Below are 24744 nucleotides of genomic sequence, written 5' to 3'. Positions count from 1 at the left end.
CCTTCTCCCGTCTCCCCCGGGCATTTATCGGTGCGGTTTCCCAACTTCCCCACCCTCGCGATTGGCCACCCCAATTTTACCCCCCTCCAGATGGATATTCTCTGGGCCTGATTGAGGTGGCGATCGCTTTTTCATGCTGATTTTAAGGGTCGGTTTTGAGAATGGCGGGTTTGCAATTGATGCATCCGATGGAACAACCGCCAGCAATATTGTTCGGACAGTCCGCAAGTTACCGCACCGCGCAATACCACGTTAAAATACCAGTCGTTCGGCGGAAGCTCTTCGGAAAGTTTGTTATCCACCGCGTAGGTGCGGACTCCGGGGTAATTTTTCCCACCGCACTGGATGGGGATGATTTCGTGATGATAGCCTTTTTCTCGCTCGTCTAGGCGATCGCTCAGTCGCAGGGGAAGTCGGTACAATACCCCTTCCACTGAGGCGCTTGGGTCTTTCACTACGTCCAATACGCCGCAGTTGCGTAAGTCGGAATACCCATAAAACACTAACCGATACCCCTCTAAGGTCGCCGGTCCGACAATGTAGGGATAGGTGCTTTCTCCGAGCGATCGCTTCAAATCTACCGGGCACATGCAAGACCCATAGGCGAAATAGTAAAATGTCGGTTCCTCTGGGCGGACTACCGACAACGCGCCAGTTTCGCGATCGCCAGCAACGTTTTGGCAAGGGGGTTCAAAATGTCCAGGGTGAACGATCGTCATTTCCGAACTCATCTACTGTTTGATAAGGAATTCTACCAAACCCTTAGACTAAAATCAACACAATCTCGACCGGAAAACCGTAGATTTAATAAAGTTTTAATAAAGTTCACTTAAATTGCATAATTTGCTCTGCCATTTTTCCCGGGAACCCCAAGGCTCAATCCTCTGATTTTCGCCAATTTTCGCCAATTTGACGCCTATAATCACCCTAATGGGACAAAAAATCAATGATTTCCCAGGTTTAGCACCCCGAATTGGTGAGACTATCCCCGGCAAAAGGCGCTTTCAATTTAATCGGCAATTATGCAAATTGAATGTGCGACGGAATAAAAGTAACGGATTGACAACTGACAATTTTTTGGATTGAAAAACAAAAAAGGTAAAATGCTCGATTGCTTATTGAGAATTTGACGGCGGCAGTTCGTCCGGGATGGAGGTTTCTAATCCCACGGTGTGACCCTCGGCGTCAGTGCGGTAAACCCAGCGGGTCTCACCATTGGATAACACCAACCGCCATCCGTCCACGGGGAGAGGTTGGCAAACTGCATCGGAATTGAGCAGACCCAGACAGCGATCGCCCCACGTTTGGCGACTATACTCCATCACCTGCAACCCTGTGGGCGCAATCCCCACTTTTTCCGATAAATCTTGCTTGACCGCTACCACGAGTTCTGAGGGTAAAGGGGGTTCCACGGGGTTGCTGTGGGCGGAGGATAAGGCAGAATTGAACAATACCACCTCGCCTGTGTTATCGGTGTGATAGATGTAACGACCCTGTGGAGTGGCGATCGCGATTTGCCAACCCGGGATTTTTTCCTGGTAACAAGGGGTATGGGGGGGATGCAATCCCAAACAAGCACTGTTCCACTGGCGCGAGTCGATCCGCTCAATACTCAACTCGGAGATTTGTAAACCGGAACGGCGCGCAGCAGTTTCTAACACCGCACTCGCTACCGTATCGGGCAGATAACTGGTGGGAACATCCGGAGTCTCCAGGGCGATCGCGTCGCCTTGCAAATCGCTGCGATAGACCCACCAATTCGAGACCACAATCCGCCATCCCTCCTGCGGCGCGCCATCGCAAGTTTTCTCGGCGATCGCCTTGTCATCACAGGGTTGGGGCAAGTTTTCGCGACGGTAGTCGGTAATTTGCAGTTTGGAAACCTCAATTCCGAGTTTTTGGGATAAGTCTTGGCGAACTGCTTCTGCGATCGCGTCGGGAAGACGGTAGGGATCGATGGTGTGACTGAGAAACGTGCGGGTACTGTGCAAAAATTTTGACGCGGTGGCGATCGGATCGGGTAATGCCCGCGCCTCCGGCGTCACCTTGGGATGAGTATGCAGCAGCAGCGCCCCAGTCAGCATAAAAGCAAGAATCAGGGGTTGGGGGGGTTTGGTTGGGGGGCGTTTGTTCTCGGTATCCATAGCACCTCCTGTGAAATCAGTGAACCCCAGTCGCGCCCGAATTCTCGGGAACCGCGCCCGGTGTGGGGGATGGAAAACCACCAAACCAGCAACGTAGACATCAACACCTCAGATGCGAGTTCCCCAAAAGTAGGGTTAAGCGTCGGATTCCTCCCCACCTGAAGAATAACGAACGATCGCGGCTTCCGGAGCGATCGCTCCACATCAGAGGCGACAAATTCCCTCCCCCTGGCACTCCCCCCCCTAGGCGATCGCCACCCACAGAAAAAACGTCCCCCCGGTGCTTCCGGAGGGATTGAAGGTCAAAAGACGCCACGGTGGGATCCCGAAAAAGTACAGATTTCCCTAAAAACCCACGGTTGGCGGGGAATTTGACATCCGGCGATTAGCGGTAAAGTTGGGTGACGATCCGATTCCAGGAGCCGATCGCCTGCTGCAAATGGTCCGGCAAGTTTTCTTGCACGATATCCGCATATCGCCAGGTACTCGAATCGCTAGAAAGCGTTACGGTAATATAATCGGCAGCGCCTTCAGGGGCACCATAGCTCAACCCATCGTAGCGAGCGAACTGGGCGCGTGCCAGCAAGCGCTGAAAGCGGCGCAAGTCCCGGCGAGGAATCCGGGTGACGCGCCGATCGCGATCGGTGGCATTTCCCCACCCGCGCTGCACTTGAATCAAGGTACCATCCTCCATCAGCACCGTCTCGTAAGTGCGTCCGGCAAATCCGCCACTGCTAATCGCCCGAAACACTATCCCTCGCGAGAGGGGTTGTGGCAATTCGTTGTGCGGAATCGGCAAGGGCGCAATCTCCGCAGTATCGAACCCCGACCCCCGGGTGGATTGACTGTCGTAGCTCTCGGCTAGCACAATGCGATCGCCGCTACTATCGGTATGATAAATCCACCGCTGTCCCGGGTTGCGATCGCTGATGACCGTCACTTGCCATCCTTCCACCAGCGCTTGGGTGCAGACCTGTCCCGGGCGAGAAACCCCGAGACATCCATTCGGCCAGGTTTTCTGCACCGCTTTGGCAATTTGCAAGCTCTCCCTCGGTTGTCCCACCCGCCGGGACACATCGCGCAAGACCGAATTAGCCACCGATTGGGGCACGCTACCGGTCACGTTTGAACCGGCGGCGAGGCGCACCACCGCCCCGGTTTCGTCAGTGCGATACACCCAGCGATCGCGTCCATCGCTCAGCACCACCCGCCATCCTTCGGTTAGCACTTGCGAGCAAAATTCTCCTCCTCTAGACAGTCCCAGACAACTATCGGGCCAGGTTTCCTCACTCGCCTCCACCACCCGGATCTGACGTTCGGAAATATTGGCACGGCGCGATAAATCCCGCACCACGGCACTTTGCACCGATCGCGGCAAGTCATCATCATCAAAGTCGCGATCGCCTTTCGCTACCAAGATCCGCGAGAAAGGCAATTCCGCCATTTCCCCCCGCGCCGCTTCTATCCCCCACAGACCCGCCGTCAAAGACAAAATTCCAGTTAATACTAAAGTGGATACTGTTGCATAAGGTTTCATCGATTTTCTACTCCTAGCTTTACTTGCTTCTAAAAAAAAGACGCAGCAATTTTATAAAAGTTTTTCGATTCCTGCGTTTTACTTTTTCTCAATTTTAACAAACATCTTTTCCGGTATTTTGCCATCCCCCAAAGGGGGTATTTTTCAGTTGTTTTACAACCCTTCCGGATTTTCTTTCCCCCATCGGGGATAAAAAAGCTTCCCTCCCGATTGGGAACATTTTATCGGCTTTTCCCAATTAATTAACAATAAAAAAAGCGCATATCGCCCAAGGAATGCATTTTTAACCGCCATTTCCCCGGTTTTATTCCCCCGGGATTCCTTTTCCCCGAGATGGGCGATCGCAAAGTGAGTTGAATCAGCCAGAAAATAGAGGGCGGTGCATCGCTTTTGGAGTGCGATCGCCTGTCTCCCCCAGTGTCCCCAATCCGGCATCCCCTGGAAACCCAGCACTTTCCTCTGCTAACCCTCCTCAAGTCGGAAAATAAATTTGTGAAAATGAGGAGCAATCCCTGACTCGCCCAGGGTGAAAGCACAACCTGGGTCAACTCCTTGCCAATTCTCCCCAAACCCAGTTGAAAAAATAATTTAGCCGCGCTATAATAACTAAATTAAACTCCATACAACCCCAAACAACGACCCTCTAAAATGATTATGCGCCCTCAACGAATCGAACCCGGTCCGGGACAAGAATCTGTCTGGGATTATCCCCGCCCTCCGCGCTTAGAAGAGTGCTCCAAACACATTCAAGTTATCTTCAACGGCGAAACCATTGCGGATACCCATCGCGCCCAACGAGTCCTCGAAACCAGTCACCCGCCGGTGTACTATATTCCCACGGAAGACATCAAAATGGAATATATCAGCAAAAACGATCGCCGCAGTTTCTGCGAGTGGAAAGGGGTGGCGAATTACTACAGCGTCACCGTCGGCGATAAATCAGTGGAAAATGGGGCGTGGTCTTACCCCGTACCCACGTCGAAGTTTTCTCCCATCAAAAATTCTCTGGGGTTTTATGCCAATCAAATGGATGCCTGTTATGTGGATGGCGAACAAGTAGACGCCCAAGCAGGGGATTTTTACGGCGGTTGGATTACCAAGGAAATTGTCGGTCCGTTTAAAGGCAGTTCGGGCACGATGGGATGGTAAAAAAAAAGGTGGGCGAATGCCCACCTTTTTTTTAAGTTATGTTTTTTTGTTGGTTTAAAAAATTCAATCCTAAAAAAACAGCCGCAACACTGCCCGAAACGCAAATTTCCCCCCGGTTGATTTTTTCCATGACTCGCGAAACGGGCACTAATACTACCTCGATTTGTTCGGTTAAGTCTAACTTTTGCCCCCCGCCATCGCGCGCGTTTTTCGCGAAAAAGACATGAATGGCATTCGTGTCTTTCACCGGATTATCGTAAAGGGTAGCAAGGGGAATCAGTTCTTCGGAAATATAGCCGGTTTCTTCGGTCATTTCTCGCGCTGCTGCTTCGGCGGCAATTTCAGTTTCCGGATCGAAAGCTCCGGCGGGTAATTCGAGTAAAATTTCTCCTACCCCATGTCGGTATTGACGGACGAAGACAATTTCGTTATTCTGAGTTAGGGGAAAGACCAGGGCGATATCGGGGCGCAGGTTTACATAAAAGTCATCGATTATTTCGCCGCTGGGAAGTTGCACTTCATCGCGCCGAACTTTGCACCATTGATTCTCGAAGACAAGCTGCGATCGCAACGACTTCCATTTTTGGATTTCTTTCCTCATTCCCGCTGATTCCTCCATGTCCTCGTTTTAATAGTGAGCGTATGACCGAGAAAATCCAAGTCATCCAAGGCGATATTACCAAACAACAGGTCGATGCGATCGTCAATGCAGCAAATGAAACTCTCCTCGGCGGCGGTGGCGTGGATGGTGCCATTCATCGCGCCGCCGGCCCGGATTTATTAAAGGAATGTCGCCAACTTCACGGATGCCAAACCGGAGAGGCTAAAATCACCAGTGGCTACAATTTGCCAGCTAAATTTGTGATTCACACCGTCGGTCCGGTTTGGCATGGCGGGGGCGATCGCGAAGATGAATTGCTCGCCCAATGCTACCGAAATAGCTTGCACTTAGCCCTACAACATGATATCAAAACTATCGCCTTTCCGGCAATTAGTACCGGCGTCTATCGATTTCCCCTGGACCGCGCCGCCCGAATTGCCGTGGGAGAGGTGAAGCAGTTTCTCTCCGCCAATCCGGCGATCGCCCAAGTTCGCTTTGTCTGTTTCGGCGATCGCGTCTATCACACTTATACCCCCTTAGTATAACACCCTCGTTCCCAGCTCATGCTGGGAACGACCTCTGGAGGCTCTGCCGCCGATCGCGTATAATCCTCGACCGAATTACCGTTCCGGTTGCCAAGAGCGCTGGGCGGTCCAATGGCGATCGGAAGAGGCATATACTTCCACCCCCGACAACCCAGCATCTGCCAGCATTTGCCTCACTTCCGGTAAAGTAAAGGAAGCAAACAGAGAATCGCGAAATAACTTCGTCTGATACTCGTTATACTCCTCGCCAATCCGGGCAACCAACCCATCCACTGTTGCCACATCCGCAGGCCGCATTAAATCCCGCAAAAATATCCCCCCATTCGGTTTTAGCACCCGCTTGAGTTCGCGGAAGAATGGCATCGGGTCGCTCAAGTGATGCACGATGCTATTGGAGATGACAAAATCAAAGCGATCGTCGGGATAAGGCATCTGCTTCGCATCCACGAAATCTAGCTGAATTTGCGCCTCACAACCCGCCTGCTGCACATTTTGCGCCCCCACTTTCAACATATTTTCCGATAAGTCGATCGCGGTAATGTGCCACTCGGGACGACGCTGAGAGATAATAATCGGAATCCGGGCAGTTCCCGTGCCGGCATCGAGGATGGTTCCTGCTTGTGGTCCGAGGGCGATCGCGCTTTCCGCAAACGCCGTATTCACCTCCACAAAATCCATCGCATCGTATTCCACCGCATCTTCCCAGGTATCCATCACTTCCGGTTCTAGCACTCGTTCCATCGCTTGTTATCACCCTTAACATCTCGACCTTATCGTAGCGCTCAACGCCCCACATTCTGCAGCGCGGTTTTTCTCCCGCGCCCGATTGAGTTGCCAATTGACAATTCACAATCACCAAAAACCGATTGCTGTTTTGAAATCGCCTCAGTTTCCTCCCCCTCCATCGGTTGAGGTGACTCAAATCACCGATAATGGTTAGCAAGCCGTTATAATAGGCTTAAAACGAAGTCGTTATGAGTTTGGATAGAAGCCAATGGCAAACCCTGCAGTTGAAAACCTAGTCATTATCGGATCTGGACCTGCCGGATACACCGCCGCCATTTATGCCGCCCGCGCCAACCTGAAACCCGTGGTATTTGAAGGGTTTCAGGTGGGAGGTATTCCTGGCGGGCAACTGATGACCACCACCGAAGTGGAGAACTACCCCGGTTTTCCCGAAGGCATCACCGGACCGCAACTCATGGAACGGATGAAACTACAGGCGAAGCGATGGGGGGCGGAACTGTACACCGAAGATGTCACCTCAGTAGACCTGAGTCAGCGTCCCTTTGTGGTCAAATCCGACGAACGGGAATTCAAGACCCACACCCTCGTGATTGCCACCGGTGCCACCGCGAAACGCCTAGGACTGCCCAACGAACATCAATTCTGGAGTCACGGCATTTCCGCCTGCGCCATTTGCGATGGGGCGAGTCCCATCTTTAAAGGAGTGGATCTCGCGGTAGTGGGCGGAGGCGATACCGCCGCCGAAGAGTCCGTATATTTGACCAAATACGGCAGTCACGTGAACCTGTTAGTGCGCCGGGATCAAATGCGCGCCTCGAAAGCGATGCAAGACCGGGTGTTAAAGAACCCGAAAATCACCGTTCACTGGAATACCGAGGCACAGGATGTGTTTGGTGGCGAAGATGGTCGCATGGAAGGGATAAAAATCAAGAACAAGCAAACCGGGGAAGAACACGAACTGCGCGTCAAGGGATTGTTCTACGCGATCGGTCACACCCCGAACACGCAACTGTTTAAAGGGCAATTAGAACTCGACGAACGCGGTTACGTGGTCACCAAACCCAACTCCGTAGAAACCAGCGTCGAAGGCGTGTACGCCGTGGGTGACGTCCAGGACCACGAATTCCGCCAAGCAGTCACGGCGGCGGGAACCGGTTGCATGGGGGCGATGTTGGCGGAACGTTTGTTAGCCGAAAAAGGGTTAGCGCAAGAGTTCCATCAAACCGAAGAGTCGGAAAAAGCGCCAGAACCGGAAGAAAAAGCGCAAGCAGCAGATACGGAAGAGACCTTCGATATCCAAGAAACGCGCCACGCCGGGGGATATGCCTTGCGGAAGCTTTACCACGAGAGCGATCGCGTGATTATGGTGAAATACGTCTCCCCCACCTGCGGGCCGTGCCACACCCTCAAACCGATTTTAAACAAGGTGGTGGATGAATTCGAGGGGAAAATTCATTTCGTGGAAATCGACATCGACCAAGACCCCGGAATTGCCGATAATGCCGGCATCATCGGTACCCCCACGGTTCAGTTTTTCAAAAATAAAGACCTGGTGCATGAAATGAAAGGCGTTAAGCAAAAAAGTCAGTATCGCGAACAGATTGAAAAGCATCTGTAGCCCGGTTTTTCCCGGTTTCCTCTGATTGCGATCCGCTCTCGAAGGCAACGCCGTAGGTTCTACCGACCGGAAAATCAACGATTTTTTTTCCAGTGGTAACGTAGGGACACAGCAGTGCTGTGTCCCTATCGGCGATCGCCCGGTATCCATGTGGATTGACTGATTTTTCCCACCGCCGCGAACTGGTACAATAGGGAGTTAAAAATTATCGGAGATTGAAGCCGTGATGAATCCAGCGCCATCCGTGCATCCGCCCCTTGCAGGAACCGAGCGATCGCCCCTCGTCTCGATTATTATCCTGGCTTACAATCAGCTCGATTATACCCAAAAATGCTTGGCCAGCATTCAGGAGCATACCACGATTCCTTATGAAGCGATCGTGGTGGATAATGCGTCAACAGATGGCACCGATGAATATTTAATCAAATGGCGGCGTCAGTGGCAAGCATCGCAGCAGAAATCGGCCAATTCACCCCCTGATTGCTGTCAGAGGGTGAAACTGATTCTCAACAGCGAAAATCTCGGCTATGCGGTGGGTAATAATCAAGGCATGGCGATCGCCGAAGGAGCTTATGTTCTTTTACTCAATAACGATACGGTGGTCACGCCGAATTGGCTGGAAAGATTGCTCGCCGTTGCCCAAACCCATCCGCAAGTCGGTCTCGTCGGACCGGTGACCAATTACATTTCCGGCCCGCAACGAATTGCCGAAGTCAACTACCCCATCGACTCCCTGGAAGGGTTAGCAGAATTTGCCAGCGAATGGGGGAAAAAACGGCAGGGAGAAATGGTATATTCCTGGCGGGTAGTGGGATTTTGTTTGCTGATTAAGCGCACCGTACTGGACAAAATTGGCGGATTAGATACCCGCTACGGCCTCGGTAATTTTGAAGACGACGACTTTTGCATCCGCGCCGCGATCGCCGGCTTCCAAGCTGCGATCGCCCAAAGCTGCTTTATCCATCATTTTGGCAGTCAAAGCTTTAAAACCCAAGGCAAAAAATATCGCCAAAAACTGTTATTAAAAAACTGGGAAATATTTAAACAAAAATGGGGAATTCCCTTAGACATTTCCTACGGCTCGACTTACGATATTTCCTCATTGCTGCAACAGTCTTTTCATCCGACCAAACATTACTGTTCCCTCCACGGCGCAGGACTCGCACAGCACCCTCCCGTACCGCAGATACTAACCCCAACCTCCCAACCCCTTCGCATTGACTTAGGATGTGGAGCAAAAAAACCACCCGGGTATATCGGCGTGGATATTTATCCCTGGTCTAACGTGGATATTGTCGCCGATCTCACCCAACAATTTCCCTTTCCCGATAGTAGCGTCGATGAAGTTAGAGCGCATGACTTTATCGAGCATTTGCCCGATAGAATTCAAACCATGAATGAAATTTGGCGGATTTGCAAACCAAACGGAAAAGTCGATATTTTTGTCCCTTCTACCGATGGCAGGGGAGCATTTCAAGACCCCACTCATGTCAGCTATTGGAATATTAACTCATTCATGTATTATGCGGTCGAATTTCCCGCTTATCTCGAACTCTGTCGCAGCTATGGATTTAAAGGAGCTTTCAGTATCGTTCAACTCGAACATCAAGAATCTCCCGGACAAGTGATTCACGTGCGAGCGATTTTAAAAGCGGTCAAATCTGGAGAGATAGACGAGAGTTTTTTGGCTCAATTCAACCTCACCGAGACCAATGCGATCGCCCTTCCCGACTGGAATCAACCCGAGGAAACCCTCCTGCAAGAATTAGAAACTGCGATCGCCCCCATCATCGAGCATCCCAACCCAGGAAACATCACCATCCTCATCGAATGCAGCACCCTTCCGGAGAGTTCGGACATGCAACCGGATTTAATTTTAGCTACTATTGGCTTAAACTTATTCTCCCGAGAAGACCTGGACGCGGGAGAAGAAACCCCCGAAATTTCTCTCATCGAAACCCCCTTAACCGCACCAGAATGGCAAGCTTTGTTACCGCGCATTCAGTACCGAATTCCCTTCCCCCATGAAAATACCCAACTCGCCGCCAAAATTGGCCTCAACCATCTGCCAATTTTAGAATAAGTAGGTCGGTCAATGACCAATGACCAATGACAAAGGACAAATGACAAATAACCACCCACAAATGACCAATAATCAATGACCAATGACATGGGTTGTGGGGGATTTGCCCGGGGTGAAGTTACCAGAGCAAAATATTTTCCCAACTGCTAAAAAACTCTCGACAAAATTGACAAAACATGGTAAATATAAACCCACGTTCTCGCGCCAGCTATGGGGAAATGAAGGGAATTGAGCCAGCAAACTGACTGTCTGAAATTTCCCGATCGCCCGGATTGGGGAATGCAACCCAATTAGATTGTTGTAAAATACTCTCCGCCCTGAGGTAATTCCATCGATGACCATCACCAAATCCCGCGTACCGCGCTTTTTGCGGTTAACCGATCGCCCCACCCTCTCCACCAAAATGATGTGGGTGGGACTTGCCATTACCCTGACCTTCATCTTGATTGCCATCTTCTCGCCGTTGTTCATCCAGTGGGGAATCCTGCAAGACCCCACCGAATTTTTGAGCAACCCGATTCACGAACCCCCTTCCTGGACCCATTGGTTTGGTACCAACCGCCTGGGATATGATGTGTTTAGTCGCACCTTGATGGGCAGTGTAGTCGCCTGGAAAGTGGTGATTTTGGCAACCGCACTCAGTATGGCGATCGGGGTTCCCCTCGGTTTGGTTAGCGGATATTTAGGGGGAAGATTAGACCGGGTTTTGTTATTCTTAATGGATACCATTTACACCTTGCCCGGATTGTTGCTTTCGATTACCCTGGCATTTGTGGTGGGACGCGGAATCTGGAATGCCGCGATCGCCCTCAGCATCGCCTATGTTCCCCAATATTATCGGGTGGTTCGCAATCACACCGTCAGCGTCAAAACCGAACTGTTTATCGAAGCGGCGCAAGCAATGGGCGCTTCCACCTGGCGGGTCCTCTCGCGCTACTTATTTCTAAATGTGATCCAAAGCGTACCGGTATTGTTTACCCTCAACGCCGCTGATGCAATTTTGGTCCTCGGCGGATTGGGTTTTCTCGGATTGGGCCTTCCCGAAGAAGTGCCAGAATGGGGTCACGATTTGCGTCAAGCTCTCGATGCCCTTCCCACTGGTATCTGGTGGACCGCATTTTTCCCCGGTTGTACCATGACCCTAATGGTGGTGGGATTATCTTTATTCGGAGAAGGATTGAACGAATTTGTCAATCCCAAAATGCGAAACGAATAAGGGTGTGAAAATATCCGCACCCCTTCAGGGTGGGACTATTCGGACAAAGCCCGCCGACGCGGGCTATTTTTTAATCCGCCCCACCCGAGACTCAGCATACTGGTACAAAAACGTTGGAAATCTTTTGCACTTTTACATTATTAATGCTGTGAAAATGGTCTTATTTTGGCAACAAGTTTTCCTCAACTTGCGCGATTAACCAGCCGCCAAAACTCTCTAAAAAAGGCCGGATTTCCCGGGGGTTAGTTCCGGGTGCGATCGCCCATTGTAATGCTCGTTTCATGTGGTCTTTCTCTCGGGGATAATAGCGGGAAAAAATTTCCCAACAGGGATATAAATCCCGGGTATAAACGCCCTCTCGTTCCATCACTAACTCAAAGCCGGTGCGAAGAATGCGCTTCATTATCCAGCTACAAACTTTTTGCACGAACCGTTCGTCGCATGTGCCATCGTTCTCTAAGGCTTGCAAATCTTCCATGACTTTGGTAATATCGCGGCGAATCGTCCATGCCTGAATTGTAGCATCAATTCCCGGTTTAATTCCCGGGAGAATCTCCCGCGAGGATTCGCCAAAAATACAGAGGGCTTGAGTTTTGATTAACAGTTGAATTGGATTCGGGCGATCGCGGCGCGTTTGGAAAATATCGGTGAGGGGAATTAATGTGAGTTCAACCCCTTGACAAAAGGAATACTGTGTGGTAATAAACTCTTGAAATTCGCGTTTCCAGGACAAATCCAAGGCTTCGCGATCGCCCAAAACCACCGCAAAGGTATCCACATCAGAAATGCCCGGTATTGCTTGCCCGCGCGGTACGGATCCGCGCAGGTAAATGCTGTGTAGGGTGCTGCCTAAATGGCGCAAATAAGCCGATTTTATCTCTTCCACCACTAGATTCCACGGCGGCGAGATTTTCTCCAAACTGCATTCATTCATAATAAATCCTTGGGCATCGGTGGTCAAGACGCTGCCAATGGGTAAAATCTCCGTCATCTTTGCTTTCCTTGCGGCGATCGCCTGTGGGGTTATCTGGTTTTATCGTAAACCCTCAATCTGCCCCAGGGAAGCGATCGCCGCCTCAGTGAGAATCTTCTCATGTTGCCTTAATAATTATTTTAGATTCATCGCCGAAGCTAAGAATAACGCTGAAACAGACCGAGGATGAGAACAATGGACTTTGATTTCGTACAACCAACCAACACCGCGATCGGCATCCAACCGGGTGCAGTGATTTCCGGAACGGTGGGCGGATTTGCCGACAACGGCGATGATTTTATCTTGAATTGGACCGGCGGAAGTGCGATCGTCGATACCGAACCCTTGCGGGCGAATCAACTGGGGTTGAACCTCGGGGAACAAGTCAATGTGCTAGTGGGAGAATGGGATGGGACGGAAATCGATACATTTTCCATTACTCGTGCCGATGGATCGGCGATTCTGGGCGGCACACAAATCGCTCAACCGCTGAATCCCACCATGCCGATCGCGGATCCGGCAATCGGGTCTGGATTCAATACCTCCGACTATTTAACCCGCAATCCCGATGTAGCGGCGGCAGGAGCCGATCCCTGGCAGCATTTCGTCCGCTACGGAGCCTCTGAAGGGCGGATGCCGGAACTGTTCGACCGCAGTTTTTACGAAAGCAATAATCCGGATGTAGTAGCAGCAGGGGCAGATCCTTGGGAACACTTTGTGATGTACGGCGCGGCAGAAGGTCGGATCGGCAGTGGGAATCCCATGTATAATCCAGCAATGGCGCAACAAATCGCCGCAGGGGCGCGATCGCTCCTGGCACCCCTGCCGGTTACACCCGCACCCGTCGCCACCGATCCGCTCACCGGCATGGGCATGATGACCCTCACTGGCACCGTTGTAGCGCGCACGGAACCGGATAGTTTCCTCTTCGATACGGGTAATGGGCAAATTCTCGTGGATGGCATTCCGGAAGGGGAAGGCGCGATCGCCGTTAATCCCGGGGAACCCTTAACCCTCGTCGGCGATATGGATGATGACGACTTCGATGCTTATACAATCACCCGCCCCGATGGTTCTCTGGTGACCCCCGGCGGCATTCAAATGAATGTTACCCAAACTGGCGGGCGATCGCGCAATTCCAATCCGGGTTCAGAAGATTCCGATTTCAACTACGAATTTGACGCGAACCGTTTTGATTGATTCCCCCTCAAATTCTCCATCCGAATCTAACCATTTAATTCTTATTAAAGCGCGTAATTCTACGCCAAATACCCCGTAATTTTTAACTAGGAGGTCACTGATTATGCCAGCCAATTCTTCTTCTACCGCCGTTCTCGAAAAACCCCGCATCCAAATTAAAGTCACCACCCTTCATCCCCCCCGTCGCACCCGCACTCCCCTGACAATGGATGGCCAAGATGTGGATTATGGCTACGATGTAGATGCCGGAGGTCGCCGCTAAACTCCATTGGCGACTAAACCATTTCTCGGCTTATTAATCAAGAATTGCTGTTTCTAACGCACCAGATTAGGTGCGTTATTTTTTGCCAAAAATATCTGGTTATATGTTGAAAAATGCCTGAAGCATGATACATTAAAATAATGCGGTACTTTACAAAAAAAATGAAAGCCTTTTCCCGCCTCCTGTATCCCTATTCTTTGAAACAATTTTTTTCGGAGAATTGGAGTCAAGAAGGATTACTCATCAAAGCAGAATCGCCAGACAAACTGAGTCATCTATTTTCCTGGGACAAACTCAACGAGTTGTTAAATTTCCATAATATCAGTCATCCGGAATTGCGGTTCTCGAAACATGGCGAAATCTTATCCCCAAGCGACGATCGCGATAGTTTAATCCAGCGCTGTCAAGAAGGTGCAACCCTCATCATCGATCGCCTCCATACCCGCTTGCCCGAAATCGCCCAATTTGCCGCCGCATTGCGCTATGAAATCGGTCATCGCACCCAGGTCAATAGCTACTGCTCTTGGCCCGGAGAACAGGGATTTAAGTGTCATTACGACACCCATGAAGTCTTTATCTTGCAAATTGCCGGACAAAAAGAATGGTTGGTGTTTAGAGACACCTTTAAATACCCTTTATCCGTTCATCCCTCCTCGGATTTATCCCCGCCGACTACAGACCCTTATCTGCACTGCATCCTCAATCCCGGTGATGTTTTATATATTCCTCGGGGTCATTGGCATTATGCGATCGCAGTAGATGAGCCTTCCTTGCATTTAACCTTAGGAATTGACTGTCAAACCGGCGTTGATTTTGTCGATTGGTTAGTCACGCAGTTGCAGGAAAAAGAAGAGTGGCGTCAAAACCTATCCCCCATCGCCCCTCAAGATTCTACCCAAATGACGGCTCAAATTGATGGCTTAATTCACCGCCTCATCGATTACTTACTCGACCCTTCCCTCAGTACCCAATATGCTAACTATCTCGCCAGTTTAGAAAAACCACCCATTCCCTATTCTTTTCCCTATCAAATGGGCTACGATATCTTTCGGGATAAACTCAATACCCAATTTAAGCGTCCGCCCTTTCAACGAGTGCGAATCGAATCCCTGGAAAACGATGAATATAACATTTTTGTGGGAAATAAATCCATTGCCCTGAAAGGCTTACCTCGGGAGTTTTTGGACTGGTTGTTTGCCAAGGAAACTTTTACCCTCAAACAGGTTATTAGTCGATTGCCCCAGTTTGACCTACAGGCTGATATTTTACCGCTGATTTCTCGCTTAGTCACCGAAGGCATTATTTGCGTGGACAAGGGCGATCGCGCTGGGTTGCTAAAGGGGCAATAATCGGAATATATCGGTGAATATGCTGGGCACTTTACCACCTAAAAAAGGATTTTATTTGCATCGAAAATGGCTATCTATCTATGAGTGAAAATAAACTGCTTTTGGATTTAGTGAAACGCCATCCCGGGGCTATTGCGATCGCCATTTTTCTGGGTCTCGCCGAATCGGTTTTTAATGGAGTCAGCGCCACTTTAATCGTGCCGATTTTGGTAGAATTTGTGGGCAATCCGGTGGATTTTAGCGATGCACCGTTAATACTCGATCGCCTCGTCACGGCATTTGATGCGCTGTCGCCCACACATCATTTAGCGGCGATGACGGGCGGGGTGGTATTGCTGGTAATGTTGCGAAATTTAGCGCAATATGGAAATGCCATTATGGCCAATTCCCTCACCCGATCGCTGACTGCGGATTTGCGGGGGCGAGGAATTCAACTGTTACTCGAAATTGACCTAGAATTTTATCATACCACAAAACTCGGGGATTTGGTCAACTGTTTGGGAATTGAAATCAATCGGGCGGCGAGTTCGATTCGCAATGGAATTCGGATGGCGATCGCGGCGATCGCGGTATTGGTATTTCTCGGATTGTTGATTTCGATTTCGCCCCCATTAACCCTAGTTTCCACCGCAGTTGTCGGCGCGATCGCCGCCGTCAATCAGCATTTCATCGCCCGATCTCGGCATTTTGGCAAACGCTTTTCCGAAACCTCACAAGAATATTCCATTCGCGTGATGGAAACCCTGACTGGCATCCAACTCATCAAAGCCACCGCCAATGAAGAAAAAGAATATCGGCGCTTATTGCAGGCGATTGAAAACTGCGAACAAGCCGATTTTTTAGCCCAAGCCAACTCGGCAGCGATCGCCCCCCTATCGGAAGTGATGAGTCTATTTGCCATTCTGCTAATTGTCGGACTGGGAAATGCATTTTTTCCCACCCAAGTGGCCTCGCTTTCAGCAATTTTGCTGACTTATTTATTCCTGCTGTTTCGCCTGTTGCCCTTAATTGCCCAATTGAACGGATTTCGCAGCAAATTTGCCAATCGCGCCAGCAGTATAAAAGCCGTGAATGAATTTTTGCGGCGAGATAACAAACCCTTTTCTCAAAATGGGAATTGCCATTATGTGCCGATCGCCCAAGGAATCCGCTTCGATCGCGTTTCCTTTGCCTATGGCGATCGCGCCCAACCGGTTTTGGACGGCATCGATTTCCAGCTTTACCGGGGAGAAACCTTAGCCTTAGTCGGGGCATCAGGGGCGGGAAAATCCACCGTGGCGAAGTTGTTACCTCGGTTTTACGACCCCACTGCGGGTAAAATTACCCTAGATGGCAGGGATTTGCGGGAATTCAATGTCAAAAGCTTGCGAAAGGCGATGGGAATTGTCACTCAAGAAACTGTGTTATTTAATGCCTCGGTGTTGGAGAATATTGCCTATGGGAAACCGCATGCCACCGAGGCGGAAGTGATTGAGGCCGCGAAACAAGCAAATGCATATGAATTTATTCTAGAATTGCCCCAAGGATTCGAGACGAAGATTGGCGATCGCGGAATTTGCTTATCCGGAGGACAACGGCAACGATTGGCGATCGCACGCACCTTGCTGCAAGATCCGGATATTTTAATCTTAGATGAAGCTACCAGTGCCTTAGATACGATTTCCGAACGGGCAATTCGCGAGGCAATTGACAATCTAAGCCGCAATCGCACCACGTTAGCGATCGCCCATCGATTGTCGGCGGTGCAAAATGCCGATCGGATCGCCGTCTTAGACAAAGGGCGGATTGTGGAAATCGGCACCCATGACCAACTATTGGCTCGAGGCGGGCATTATACTCAACTGTATCGGATGCAGTGCGAAACACCCTAGGGGTTCTGGAAGCGGCGCGCATCCCGTTGATTCTATGCCAAGGTTAACGTCACCTCGTACAATAAAGCAGAGGAAAATTTAGGTTAGATTATGACTACAGATGCCGATGTGGTAATAGAACCCAACAATACCCCTTACGTTATCGGCGTGGATATCGGGGGAAGTGCGATAAAATTAGGCCGCTTTGGTGCCGATGGAAGCTGTCACTGTCACCAAGCCGTCAGCGTGGCGACGCCGCAACCCTCCACGCCAGAAGCCGTATTTGGCGTCATGGCAGAAGCGATCGCCACCCTCGACCCAGAAAACCGCACTCTGGCGATCGGAGTCGGTACCCCCGGTCCTGTAGACCCCTCGGGACAAATTGCCAAAGTAGCGATTAACCTTGCTAATTGGCATGATGTCCCCTTGGGAAACTGGCTATCCGAAAAAACCGGCAAACCCGTGATTTTGGCCAACGATGGCAACTGCGCCGGGTTGGGAGAAGCCTGGTTAGGGGCCGGTCGCCAGTTTCGCAACCTGCTAATGCTGACCCTGGGAACTGGCGTGGGCGGTGCCATTATTCTCGATGGCAAATTGTTTACCGGTCATACGGGCACCGCTGGGGAGTTGGGATTAATTACCCTGAATCTCTACGGACCGGAGTGCCATAGCGGCAACCAAGGATCCTTAGAACAGCATCTGTCGGTGCAGGCGATTCAACGCGCCACCCGAACCACTCCCGACGAATTGGGTCATGCAGCTAAAGCAGGCAATCGCCAAGCGTTGGAATTTTGGGAAACTTACGGACATCAACTCGGTGCCGGTTTGGCGAGTTTGATTTATGTATTCGGACCCGAAGCGATCGTGCTGGGTGGCGGAATCAGTGCCAGCGCCGAATTTTTCTTAAGCGCCACGAGAGCAGAAATCGAGCGCCGGGTGTTGCCGATTTGTCGGGGGGATTTGCAATTAGTCGTGGCTGAATTAGGCAACCGCGCCGGAATTGTCGGTGCAGCCAAATTAGCTTGGCAACGGGTAGAAGTGAAGTAATTGTAAATGAGTGAATCAGGGGAGAGAAACAAGGGATTAATAGTCCTGATTCACTCATTTTAGGGCAACCTCGCCACTGGTTTAGCCGTCCAAGTGAAATCCCGTGGTTTTGTGTACGTACTCGATTACCTTGCGATAGTCTTCCGGATTGCTTTGCGGATGAATGATAATTTGCATTCCGCTATCGGGCAAATAAAAAGAAATTTTCCGGCTACCGGGAGAGCAAGAGAAAGAACTAATTCGATTCAGGTCGATGTCATATTCTTCTCGTTCGTAGTGAATTTTTACCCAATAGGCGTCTAGGGAGTATTGGGTGGTTTTTTTCAGATAATCAAGCACCTTTTGATAAGCCTCTGCATTGCTTCGCGGATGGATGACAACGGGATTGCGGCTGGTTGGCAACCAAAAGGTTAGCTTGCCATTTGGAGACTGACAAAACGCACCGATCCGTTCTAGATCGACCACGTAGGTTTCTCTGTCATAAATGAACTTGACCCAATACGTCACAAGACCTCCTCACACCGCTTTTCCCAGCATTTCAGCCCGTTGTCGTGGTTCGAGATTGGCCTGGAGAACTCAGGGCCGGCGATCGCTGTTCGGATTCCACCGGGGCGGGTGACTCGGAACTGTGGGCTAACGCCGCTTGCAGGAAACCGAGAAACAACGGATGAGGGGTACTCGGTCGCGAGAGAAACTCGGGGTGAAATTGAGTGGCGATGAAGAACGGATGATGGGAAAATTCGATAATTTCCACCAGTCGCCCATCGGGAGAGGTACCGCTAACCGCATATCCCGTTTCGAGGAATAAATTGCGATAAGCATTGTTGAATTCGTAGCGATGGCGGTGACGTTCGTAAACCACCTCTTTTTGATAGAGACGGGCAGCGAGGGTGTTGGGGATCAGGCGACTGGGATACAATCCGAGTCGCATGGTACCGCCCAAATCCACCACATCTTGCTGTTCCGGTAACAGGTTGATTACCGGGTTGCTGGTATTGGGATCGAATTCGGCGCTATTGGCATTTTCTAGCTTCGCCACGTTACGGCCCCATTCGATCGCCGCACACTGCATTCCCAAGCATAAGCCGAGAAATGGCAGGGTATTTTCTCGGGCGTATTGGATGGCGGCGATTTTTCCATCCACCCCTCGGATGCCGAAACCGCCGGGAACCAGCACGCCTTGAACGTTTTGCAGATATTTTTTCGCCCCGTAAGCTTCGATATCTTCCGAGTTGACCCAGTGCAGGTCGATCTCTACTCCCAGCGCGATCGCCGCATGTTTCAGCGCTTCAGTCACCGACAGGTAGGCATCGGTGAGGCGAACGTATTTCCCGACAATCGCCACATCCAGGGGTTCTCCACCCTGATATAGCCGTTCTACCAAGGTTTGCCACTGGCTTAAATCCAGTTCTCGCTCATCCAGTCGCAGCAGCTCGATCGCTTGCTGCGCCAACCCTTCCCGTTCCAAAATCAGGGGCACTTCGTAAATGCTGTTGGCGTCCTGTGCGGGGATGACGCATTCCACCGGCACGTCACAAAACTCTGACATTTTGTCCTTCAGTCCCGGTTGCAACGGGCGATCGCAGCGACAGACCAAAATATCCGGCTGGATCCCGATCGAGCGCAACTCCTTCACCGAGTGCTGCGTCGGTTTCGTCTTCATTTCCCCCGCCGACGGAATCCAAGGCACCAGCGTCACGTGGATGTAAAGCACGTTATTGCGCCCCACATCTTTGCGAAACTGGCGAATCGCTTCCAAAAATGGCTGAGATTCGATATCCCCCACGGTTCCGCCAATCTCGGTAATCACTACATCCGGATTCGTATTTCTCGCCACCCGATGGATCCGCTCTTTAATTTCATGGGTAATGTGGGGAATCACCTGCACCGTTCCGCCTTGATAATCCCCCCGGCGTTCCTTATTCAGTACCGCCTGATAGATCGACCCTTGGGTGACGCTGTTAAGACGCGACATCGAGGTATCGGTGAAGCGTTCGTAGTGTCCTAAGTCCAAGTCGGTTTCCGCACCATCCTCCGTGACGAACACCTCTCCATGTTGGAAAGGACTCATGGTGCCGGGATCTACATTAATATAAGGGTCGAGCTTCAAAATCGACACGGAATAGTCTCTCGATTTGAGCAACCGTCCCAAACTCGCGGCGACTATCCCTTTGCCGATACTGGATACTACGCCGCCGGTTACAAACACAAATTTAGTCATAAAAATTGCCCAACGCTGCGTTTCTTGCGCCTACATACTGCGTTAATTTTGCCACCGTTTCGCCCGGTCCGCCGTTGCCGATCGCGCCCGCTTTCAAATGGATTCGCTCGTGCAACCTGCATCTTACCAGACTCGATCGCCTCGTGACCTTGTACTCAAAAGCTTACCCTTGCGTTCGGGGTTGAAATTTTTCTCGCGATGAGTGCCGGATCTATTGTTTGAGAATCCCTTTATTTCATTGCTTTTGCCACGAGCTTTCCCTCACGATGGTTGTTGCCGTTCAATTTTCAACAAGACTCAGTTTAACATAAATCTCCCCTATTGCGATCGCCAATGAGTCAGGATAGCCCCCGGTTTTCACCCTCCAAGGAATCCGCAAGCATGAACTGTCGCCCTGGAGGTTTCTCCCCCCGCTACCTCCGCTTTTCCTCATCCAGGCGATCGCCCCACTCGATCGCCTCAACAACAGCCAAATCCCACCCCCCTTTCCCCTTTCCTCTCCGCTACTTCCACTCTCCCACCACCGGCGCATTGTCCCTGGCGATCGCCGTTTTTCAGCCTCTCATTTTTCCTTCCCTTACCCCCGCTTACCACCTGTGCTCAATCCCCTCCTCCCCTCCATTTCCCCCCAATCTACCGCCAAATCAGCCTTTTCCCCCTCAATCTGGGCCAATTTTTTGTGACCGTAATGGTAAAACTTTGGTAAGTTGGGTAAATTTCCACTCCTCTCCCTTGCATTCCCCCTGACTCCTAGGCTAACTTGTCCGGCAAGCCATTTCCTGTTTTTTGGGCGTTTCTCCCACCACTTCTGGCTCATCTTCTCCCTCGGACTCTCCCGATTATCCCGCCATCGGATAGCGGTAAAATTGCCTGAAATTTTTCGAGTCTTTTTCACTCTCACCTGGCTTCTGTTTGACTCGTTATCCGAACAATGTAACCCTGGCTTTCTTGTCCGGTTCAGTTAATTTGTCCCGGAAAAACGAGAAGCGTTCTCTGAGTAACCTTTACTGACCAAAAATTCCCCAATGCTTCATTTATTCACTCCCCAAAATATGCTACAATTTACTCTGTTAGGCGCGGCGATCGTCGCTCCCGCCACTCTCCTGGATGGCTCTGCACCGCCTACCCCTGACTCGCTCATGGTTGCAGCACCCCCCCGTTCCGCTTTCTCGGCTTCTGCACCGCAAAATGACGCCCCCCACGAACTTCCCGCAGATTGGAGCGAAAATCAAGCACCCACACTGCAAAATTATCCCCCACTGCACGAGCCAGTTTTGCCTCCCAGATTGCAGGTTCCCCCAGATGAAAATGGTCGCCGCTTTGCCCGGATGATGCAAAATGCGATCGCCCGCAACCTCTTCGATCGCTCCTTGGGGGAAATTATCCAGGCGATCGCCGAACAATTCCTCGGGACTCCCTATATCGCCGGATTATTAGACAAGTCCAATCAAGAGCAATTGACCATTTCCCTGCAAGGATTTGATTGCGTACTATTTGTGGAAACCGTATTGGCGATCGCTCGCGGAATTGCCCAGGAAGATTATTCTTACCCCGGATTTCGCGATCGCTTGCTCGAACAGCGCTATCGTCACGGACAGCTCAACGGCTATTGTAGCAGACTCCACTACTTTTCTGACTGGATTAATGATAACCAAACGCGCAATATTGTCGAAAACATTACCCCAAAACTCGGCGGTTTCCCACTGCACAAACAGTTTAACTTTATGACCGCCAACTGGCACAGCTACCCCCAAATTGCCGCCAGCAATGCCAATTATCAATGCCTGAAAAATGTAGAAGCAAATCTCAATCAACTTCAACTCAAATACATTCCCCAACATCAAATTTACACCCTCTACCCCCACCTGCAACCCGGAGATATCATCGCCACCGCTACGGATATCCCCGGACTCGATGTCACCCATACCGGATTCGTTTATCGATATCCCGATGGCAAAATTGGATTTATTCACGCTTCTCCCAGTGGCGAAGTGAAAATCTCTCCAGATTTGCAATCCTATGTAGAAGCTGTAGATGGACAAATTGGCATTATTTTAGCCCGCCCCCTTGACCCCCGCTAAAATATTATTGACCCTCCCTAGACGCCACCCCGATTCTCCCTCGGGTCGTCGGTGCGCCCTCTGGTTCTTTTTTTCCATAAATTGTCCGAAAAATGCGCGCCGAAAAACGCTATAATAATCCCATGCCACCCCTTCTCCCTCACTCAACCTATGCCGCCAGCTAATTCCAATTCCCCATCCGATCGCCCTCGCAGTCGATATGACGCGATCGCGATCGAAGGCTTCCGTCAGTTCAAACACTTAAACCTCAATAACCTAGGCAAAATTAATCTCTTTTTTGGCCCAAATAATGCGGGAAAAAGTAGCATACTCGAAGCAATTTACACCCATGCCTGCGGTCTTAATTTAGCCGCCGTTATGGGTCAGGTGGTGTTGAACCGAGCGGATAATGCAGTTTCCGGCCCGTTAGACCTGGGCGAAAAAATTTTTAGCCTATTTCGAGATACCTCTTCCCTCCCCTATACCTTTACCCTCTCAGCAAAAACTCTCGATACTCCTTCACCCTATCTCCTCAAATCGTCCTTTCATCCCGCCGCCGAATTATCTCTCCTAGATCCGCTCGGTTTAGGCCAATTGTCCGGCAGTTTCTCTTCTCAAACTAGAGGATTCACCCAGCTTATACCCGCGCGCTCGCCAACCGCTGAAACCCGAAGCCAGCATCGAAATATTCCCGATACTTATTTAGGAAAATGGAGCGTTGAATTCAATGGCGAAAAATTAGAAAACCAGTTATATTTTCCTCAATTTCAATTTGAGGCAAAACCCCAGTTTCGCTCGGCTACATTACATGAAATTTTAGACCATAGAACCCTCGGAGAAGACCTTCGCATCTTCAGCCAACTCAAGCGGTATGATATTTTTGGTCAATTTATTGCAGAAATGAAGCAAGCCTTTCCCGAAGTCCTTGACATCGATCTGATCCCCTATCCCAATGGTACCCCTGCGCCGGTGGCGATCGCCACTACAGATGGAAGACGACTCCCGCTTTATTCGTTTGGTGATGGAATGCGGCGATGGTTTTACTTACTCGGGCAAATGTTAATCTTTCAAAACGGCGTCCATTGCATTGAAGAATTAGAGGTGACGTTGCACCCAGCAGCACAATCCCCATTTATTCCGCTGTTAGTTAAATATGCCAATGAATTTAATAACCAGCTCTTTGTGACTTCACACAGTATTGAATTTGCCGATAGCTTTTTAGAAGCGCTCTACGGCGAAAATGGGGCAGTTGTCAATTCAGAAGAAGACCCAGTTCGCATCTTCACGATTAAACCCTCTGCAGAGGCGGGGATTCCAGAAGTTTGGCCGCTAACCGGTCGCGAGGCGTATGAAAGCCGCCATAAGTATGAATTGGAGTTGCGCTGATGAAACGGATGATTTTTGGCGAAGGAAAGACCGACGCAATTCTCATCAGCTATTTTCTCCAGCGATTGGGGTAGTCATAACATCAAAAAAAAAGTGATTAACTTTCAAGTCGATCGCAATAACGAAGTCTTAAACTGGTTACGCGCATCCCGAAAAATCCGAGGGAGAAGTGGGTATTTGGGGCTGTGGCGGAATTGATGAAATTCCGGTCAAACTGAAAGCAGCGATCGAACGCACGCGCCGGGAGAGAGAACCGAAGAATCGAGTGGCAAAAATTGTGGTATTTTTCGATCGCGATACCCGCAACCAGTCGGAATCTGTAGAAATTATCGCCCAGTGGGCAAGGGACAGTCAATTAGAAAATAGGGACAATCTGCAACTGGGGGAATGGGTCAATGCGCGCACAGACCCGCGGAAAACGCCTCCGGAAAGCCATCGGTTAACAGTGCTGGCGATCGCGGTACCGCCCCACAGTGAGGGCGCTTTGGAAACCTTTTTACTCAATTCTCTTAAAACTCGTTCCAATTCAGACACAGAATTAGTAGAAAACGCGCAAAATTTTATTGACCAAATTCCCGATGAGCCGTATGTTAAAAAACGGCGTTTTCGTCCCAAAGCTTGCTTGGGTGCGGTATTGTCGGTAATGTCTCCCGATTGGGTCTTTTCCTCATTGAACGATCGCTTAACCCGCGTGCCGTGGGAAGAGCTTCCATCCCTGCTTGCCGTTTATCAAAAGTTAGAGGAATTATAGTCTGC

Annotated in this window: 22 protein-coding genes; 13 read left to right on the top strand and 9 right to left on the bottom strand. The window is 50.5% G+C overall.

Features of this window, described 5'->3' with window-relative positions:
• Positions 1–131 precede the first annotated feature (131 nt).
• From LKK83_RS26605 to LKK83_RS26595, 3 genes are all read right to left on the bottom strand, one after another.
• Positions 132–731, bottom strand: coding sequence for a gamma-glutamylcyclotransferase (locus tag LKK83_RS26605; RefSeq protein ID WP_324634494.1), 600 nt, complete (start codon positions 729–731; stop codon positions 132–134).
• Between the two features lie 384 nt (positions 732–1115).
• A complete protein-coding gene (locus LKK83_RS26600) occupies positions 1116–2144 on the bottom strand; it encodes a hypothetical protein (protein WP_324634493.1) in 1029 nt (342 codons plus the stop codon).
• 385 nt (positions 2145–2529) lie between these two features.
• A complete protein-coding gene (locus tag LKK83_RS26595; RefSeq protein ID WP_324634492.1) occupies positions 2530–3681 on the bottom strand; it encodes a hypothetical protein in 1152 nt (383 codons plus the stop codon).
• A gap of 654 nt (positions 3682–4335) precedes the next feature.
• On the opposite strand from LKK83_RS26595, the gene LKK83_RS26590 reads away from it, so the two are divergent.
• Complete coding sequence (locus LKK83_RS26590) at positions 4336–4830, top strand: DUF427 domain-containing protein (protein ID WP_324634513.1); 495 nt, start codon at positions 4336–4338, stop codon at positions 4828–4830.
• Between the two features lie 31 nt (positions 4831–4861).
• Here LKK83_RS26590 and LKK83_RS26585 read toward each other — a convergent pair whose 3' ends face one another.
• A complete protein-coding gene (locus LKK83_RS26585) occupies positions 4862–5431 on the bottom strand; it encodes an NUDIX hydrolase (protein ID WP_324634491.1) in 570 nt (189 codons plus the stop codon).
• Between the two features lie 41 nt (positions 5432–5472).
• On the opposite strand from LKK83_RS26585, the gene LKK83_RS26580 reads away from it, so the two are divergent.
• Positions 5473–5976, top strand: a complete 504-nt coding sequence (locus LKK83_RS26580; RefSeq protein WP_324634490.1) for an O-acetyl-ADP-ribose deacetylase — start codon at positions 5473–5475, stop codon at positions 5974–5976.
• Positions 5977–6051: 75 nt separating this feature from the next.
• Here LKK83_RS26580 and LKK83_RS26575 read toward each other — a convergent pair whose 3' ends face one another.
• Complete coding sequence (locus LKK83_RS26575) at positions 6052–6717, bottom strand: class I SAM-dependent methyltransferase (protein WP_324634489.1); 666 nt, start codon at positions 6715–6717, stop codon at positions 6052–6054.
• A gap of 253 nt (positions 6718–6970) precedes the next feature.
• On the opposite strand from LKK83_RS26575, the gene trxB reads away from it, so the two are divergent.
• The 3 genes from trxB (at position 6971) to LKK83_RS26560 (ending at position 11640) form a co-directional block, all read left to right on the top strand.
• On the top strand, positions 6971–8341 hold the full coding sequence (gene trxB / locus LKK83_RS26570) for a thioredoxin-disulfide reductase (RefSeq protein ID WP_324634488.1): 1371 nt from the start codon (positions 6971–6973) through the stop codon (positions 8339–8341).
• 226 nt (positions 8342–8567) lie between these two features.
• Positions 8568–10424 carry a glycosyltransferase gene (locus tag LKK83_RS26565; RefSeq protein WP_324634512.1) on the top strand — a complete coding sequence of 619 codons (1857 nt, stop codon included), beginning with the start codon at positions 8568–8570 and terminating at the stop codon, positions 10422–10424.
• Positions 10425–10758: 334 nt separating this feature from the next.
• The gene (locus tag LKK83_RS26560; RefSeq protein WP_324634487.1) at positions 10759–11640 is read left to right on the top strand and encodes an ABC transporter permease; all 882 of its coding nucleotides are present in this window, start codon (positions 10759–10761) and stop codon (positions 11638–11640) included.
• Between the two features lie 160 nt (positions 11641–11800).
• Here the strand turns inward: LKK83_RS26560 and LKK83_RS26555 are convergent, their stop codons facing one another.
• The gene (locus LKK83_RS26555; RefSeq protein ID WP_324634486.1) at positions 11801–12631 is read right to left on the bottom strand and encodes a nucleotidyltransferase; all 831 of its coding nucleotides are present in this window, start codon (positions 12629–12631) and stop codon (positions 11801–11803) included.
• Positions 12632–12808: 177 nt separating this feature from the next.
• On the opposite strand from LKK83_RS26555, the gene LKK83_RS26550 reads away from it, so the two are divergent.
• From LKK83_RS26550 to LKK83_RS26530, 5 genes are all read left to right on the top strand, one after another.
• Entirely contained in the window at positions 12809–13813 is a 1005-nt protein-coding gene (locus LKK83_RS26550; protein ID WP_324634485.1) for a hypothetical protein, read from the top strand.
• Between the two features lie 103 nt (positions 13814–13916).
• Positions 13917–14075 (top strand): hypothetical protein, encoded by a 159-nt coding sequence (locus tag LKK83_RS26545; RefSeq protein WP_324634484.1) that lies wholly within the window; start codon positions 13917–13919, stop codon positions 14073–14075.
• A 140-nt stretch (positions 14076–14215) separates the two neighbouring features.
• Positions 14216–15424 carry a cupin domain-containing protein gene (locus tag LKK83_RS26540; RefSeq protein ID WP_324634483.1) on the top strand — a complete coding sequence of 403 codons (1209 nt, stop codon included), beginning with the start codon at positions 14216–14218 and terminating at the stop codon, positions 15422–15424.
• An 80-nt stretch (positions 15425–15504) separates the two neighbouring features.
• Positions 15505–17295, top strand: a complete 1791-nt coding sequence (locus LKK83_RS26535; RefSeq protein ID WP_324634482.1) for an ABC transporter ATP-binding protein — start codon at positions 15505–15507, stop codon at positions 17293–17295.
• Positions 17296–17385: 90 nt separating this feature from the next.
• Positions 17386–18321: an ROK family protein gene (locus tag LKK83_RS26530; RefSeq protein WP_324634481.1), complete on the top strand. Its 936-nt coding sequence runs from the start codon at positions 17386–17388 to the stop codon at positions 18319–18321.
• A gap of 81 nt (positions 18322–18402) precedes the next feature.
• On the opposite strand, the gene LKK83_RS26525 is transcribed toward LKK83_RS26530, so the two are convergent.
• Genes LKK83_RS26525 through LKK83_RS26515 form a run of 3 tightly spaced genes read right to left on the bottom strand, consistent with a single transcriptional unit; the run spans position 18403 to position 20657 of the window.
• Positions 18403–18828, bottom strand: a complete 426-nt coding sequence (locus tag LKK83_RS26525) for a hypothetical protein (protein ID WP_324634480.1) — start codon at positions 18826–18828, stop codon at positions 18403–18405.
• 31 nt (positions 18829–18859) lie between these two features.
• The gene (locus tag LKK83_RS26520) at positions 18860–20542 is read right to left on the bottom strand and encodes a CTP synthase (protein WP_324634479.1); all 1683 of its coding nucleotides are present in this window, start codon (positions 20540–20542) and stop codon (positions 18860–18862) included.
• On the bottom strand, positions 20535–20657 hold the full coding sequence (locus LKK83_RS26515) for a hypothetical protein (protein WP_324634478.1): 123 nt from the start codon (positions 20655–20657) through the stop codon (positions 20535–20537). The genes LKK83_RS26520 and LKK83_RS26515 overlap by 8 nt, the downstream gene beginning before the upstream one ends.
• A gap of 910 nt (positions 20658–21567) precedes the next feature.
• Here LKK83_RS26515 and LKK83_RS26510 point away from each other — a divergent pair.
• From LKK83_RS26510 to LKK83_RS26500, 3 genes are all read left to right on the top strand, one after another.
• Positions 21568–22623 (top strand): N-acetylmuramoyl-L-alanine amidase-like domain-containing protein, encoded by a 1056-nt coding sequence (locus LKK83_RS26510; protein ID WP_324634477.1) that lies wholly within the window; start codon positions 21568–21570, stop codon positions 22621–22623.
• Positions 22624–22773: 150 nt separating this feature from the next.
• Positions 22774–23988, top strand: coding sequence for an AAA family ATPase (locus tag LKK83_RS26505; RefSeq protein WP_324634476.1), 1215 nt, complete (start codon positions 22774–22776; stop codon positions 23986–23988).
• A 169-nt stretch (positions 23989–24157) separates the two neighbouring features.
• Positions 24158–24739, top strand: coding sequence for a hypothetical protein (locus LKK83_RS26500; RefSeq protein ID WP_324634475.1), 582 nt, complete (start codon positions 24158–24160; stop codon positions 24737–24739).
• Positions 24740–24744 lie beyond the last annotated feature (5 nt).

This window comes from Phormidium sp. CCY1219 (assembly GCF_035615515.1).
Lineage (GTDB): Bacteria > Cyanobacteriota > Cyanobacteriia > Cyanobacteriales > Laspinemataceae > CCY1219.
This window is presented reverse-complemented; position numbering and strand designations above follow the sequence as displayed.

Coding starts and splice junctions, on each gene's coding strand:
- LKK83_RS26605 (WP_324634494.1), bottom strand. CDS start 731: ATGAGTTCGGAAATGACGATCGTTCACCCTGGACATTTTGAACCCCCT.
- LKK83_RS26600 (WP_324634493.1), bottom strand. CDS start 2,144: ATGGATACCGAGAACAAACGCCCCCCAACCAAACCCCCCCAACCCCTG.
- LKK83_RS26595 (WP_324634492.1), bottom strand. CDS start 3,681: ATGAAACCTTATGCAACAGTATCCACTTTAGTATTAACTGGAATTTTG.
- LKK83_RS26590 (WP_324634513.1), top strand. CDS start 4,336: ATGCGCCCTCAACGAATCGAACCCGGTCCGGGACAAGAATCTGTCTGG.
- LKK83_RS26585 (WP_324634491.1), bottom strand. CDS start 5,431: ATGAGGAAAGAAATCCAAAAATGGAAGTCGTTGCGATCGCAGCTTGTC.
- LKK83_RS26580 (WP_324634490.1), top strand. CDS start 5,473: ATGACCGAGAAAATCCAAGTCATCCAAGGCGATATTACCAAACAACAG.
- LKK83_RS26575 (WP_324634489.1), bottom strand. CDS start 6,717: ATGGAACGAGTGCTAGAACCGGAAGTGATGGATACCTGGGAAGATGCG.
- trxB (WP_324634488.1), top strand. CDS start 6,971: ATGGCAAACCCTGCAGTTGAAAACCTAGTCATTATCGGATCTGGACCT.
- LKK83_RS26565 (WP_324634512.1), top strand. CDS start 8,568: ATGAATCCAGCGCCATCCGTGCATCCGCCCCTTGCAGGAACCGAGCGA.
- LKK83_RS26560 (WP_324634487.1), top strand. CDS start 10,759: ATGACCATCACCAAATCCCGCGTACCGCGCTTTTTGCGGTTAACCGAT.
- LKK83_RS26555 (WP_324634486.1), bottom strand. CDS start 12,631: ATGACGGAGATTTTACCCATTGGCAGCGTCTTGACCACCGATGCCCAA.
- LKK83_RS26550 (WP_324634485.1), top strand. CDS start 12,809: ATGGACTTTGATTTCGTACAACCAACCAACACCGCGATCGGCATCCAA.
- LKK83_RS26545 (WP_324634484.1), top strand. CDS start 13,917: ATGCCAGCCAATTCTTCTTCTACCGCCGTTCTCGAAAAACCCCGCATC.
- LKK83_RS26540 (WP_324634483.1), top strand. CDS start 14,216: ATGCGGTACTTTACAAAAAAAATGAAAGCCTTTTCCCGCCTCCTGTAT.
- LKK83_RS26535 (WP_324634482.1), top strand. CDS start 15,505: ATGAGTGAAAATAAACTGCTTTTGGATTTAGTGAAACGCCATCCCGGG.
- LKK83_RS26530 (WP_324634481.1), top strand. CDS start 17,386: ATGACTACAGATGCCGATGTGGTAATAGAACCCAACAATACCCCTTAC.
- LKK83_RS26520 (WP_324634479.1), bottom strand. CDS start 20,542: ATGACTAAATTTGTGTTTGTAACCGGCGGCGTAGTATCCAGTATCGGC.
- LKK83_RS26510 (WP_324634477.1), top strand. CDS start 21,568: ATGCTTCATTTATTCACTCCCCAAAATATGCTACAATTTACTCTGTTA.
- LKK83_RS26505 (WP_324634476.1), top strand. CDS start 22,774: ATGCCGCCAGCTAATTCCAATTCCCCATCCGATCGCCCTCGCAGTCGA.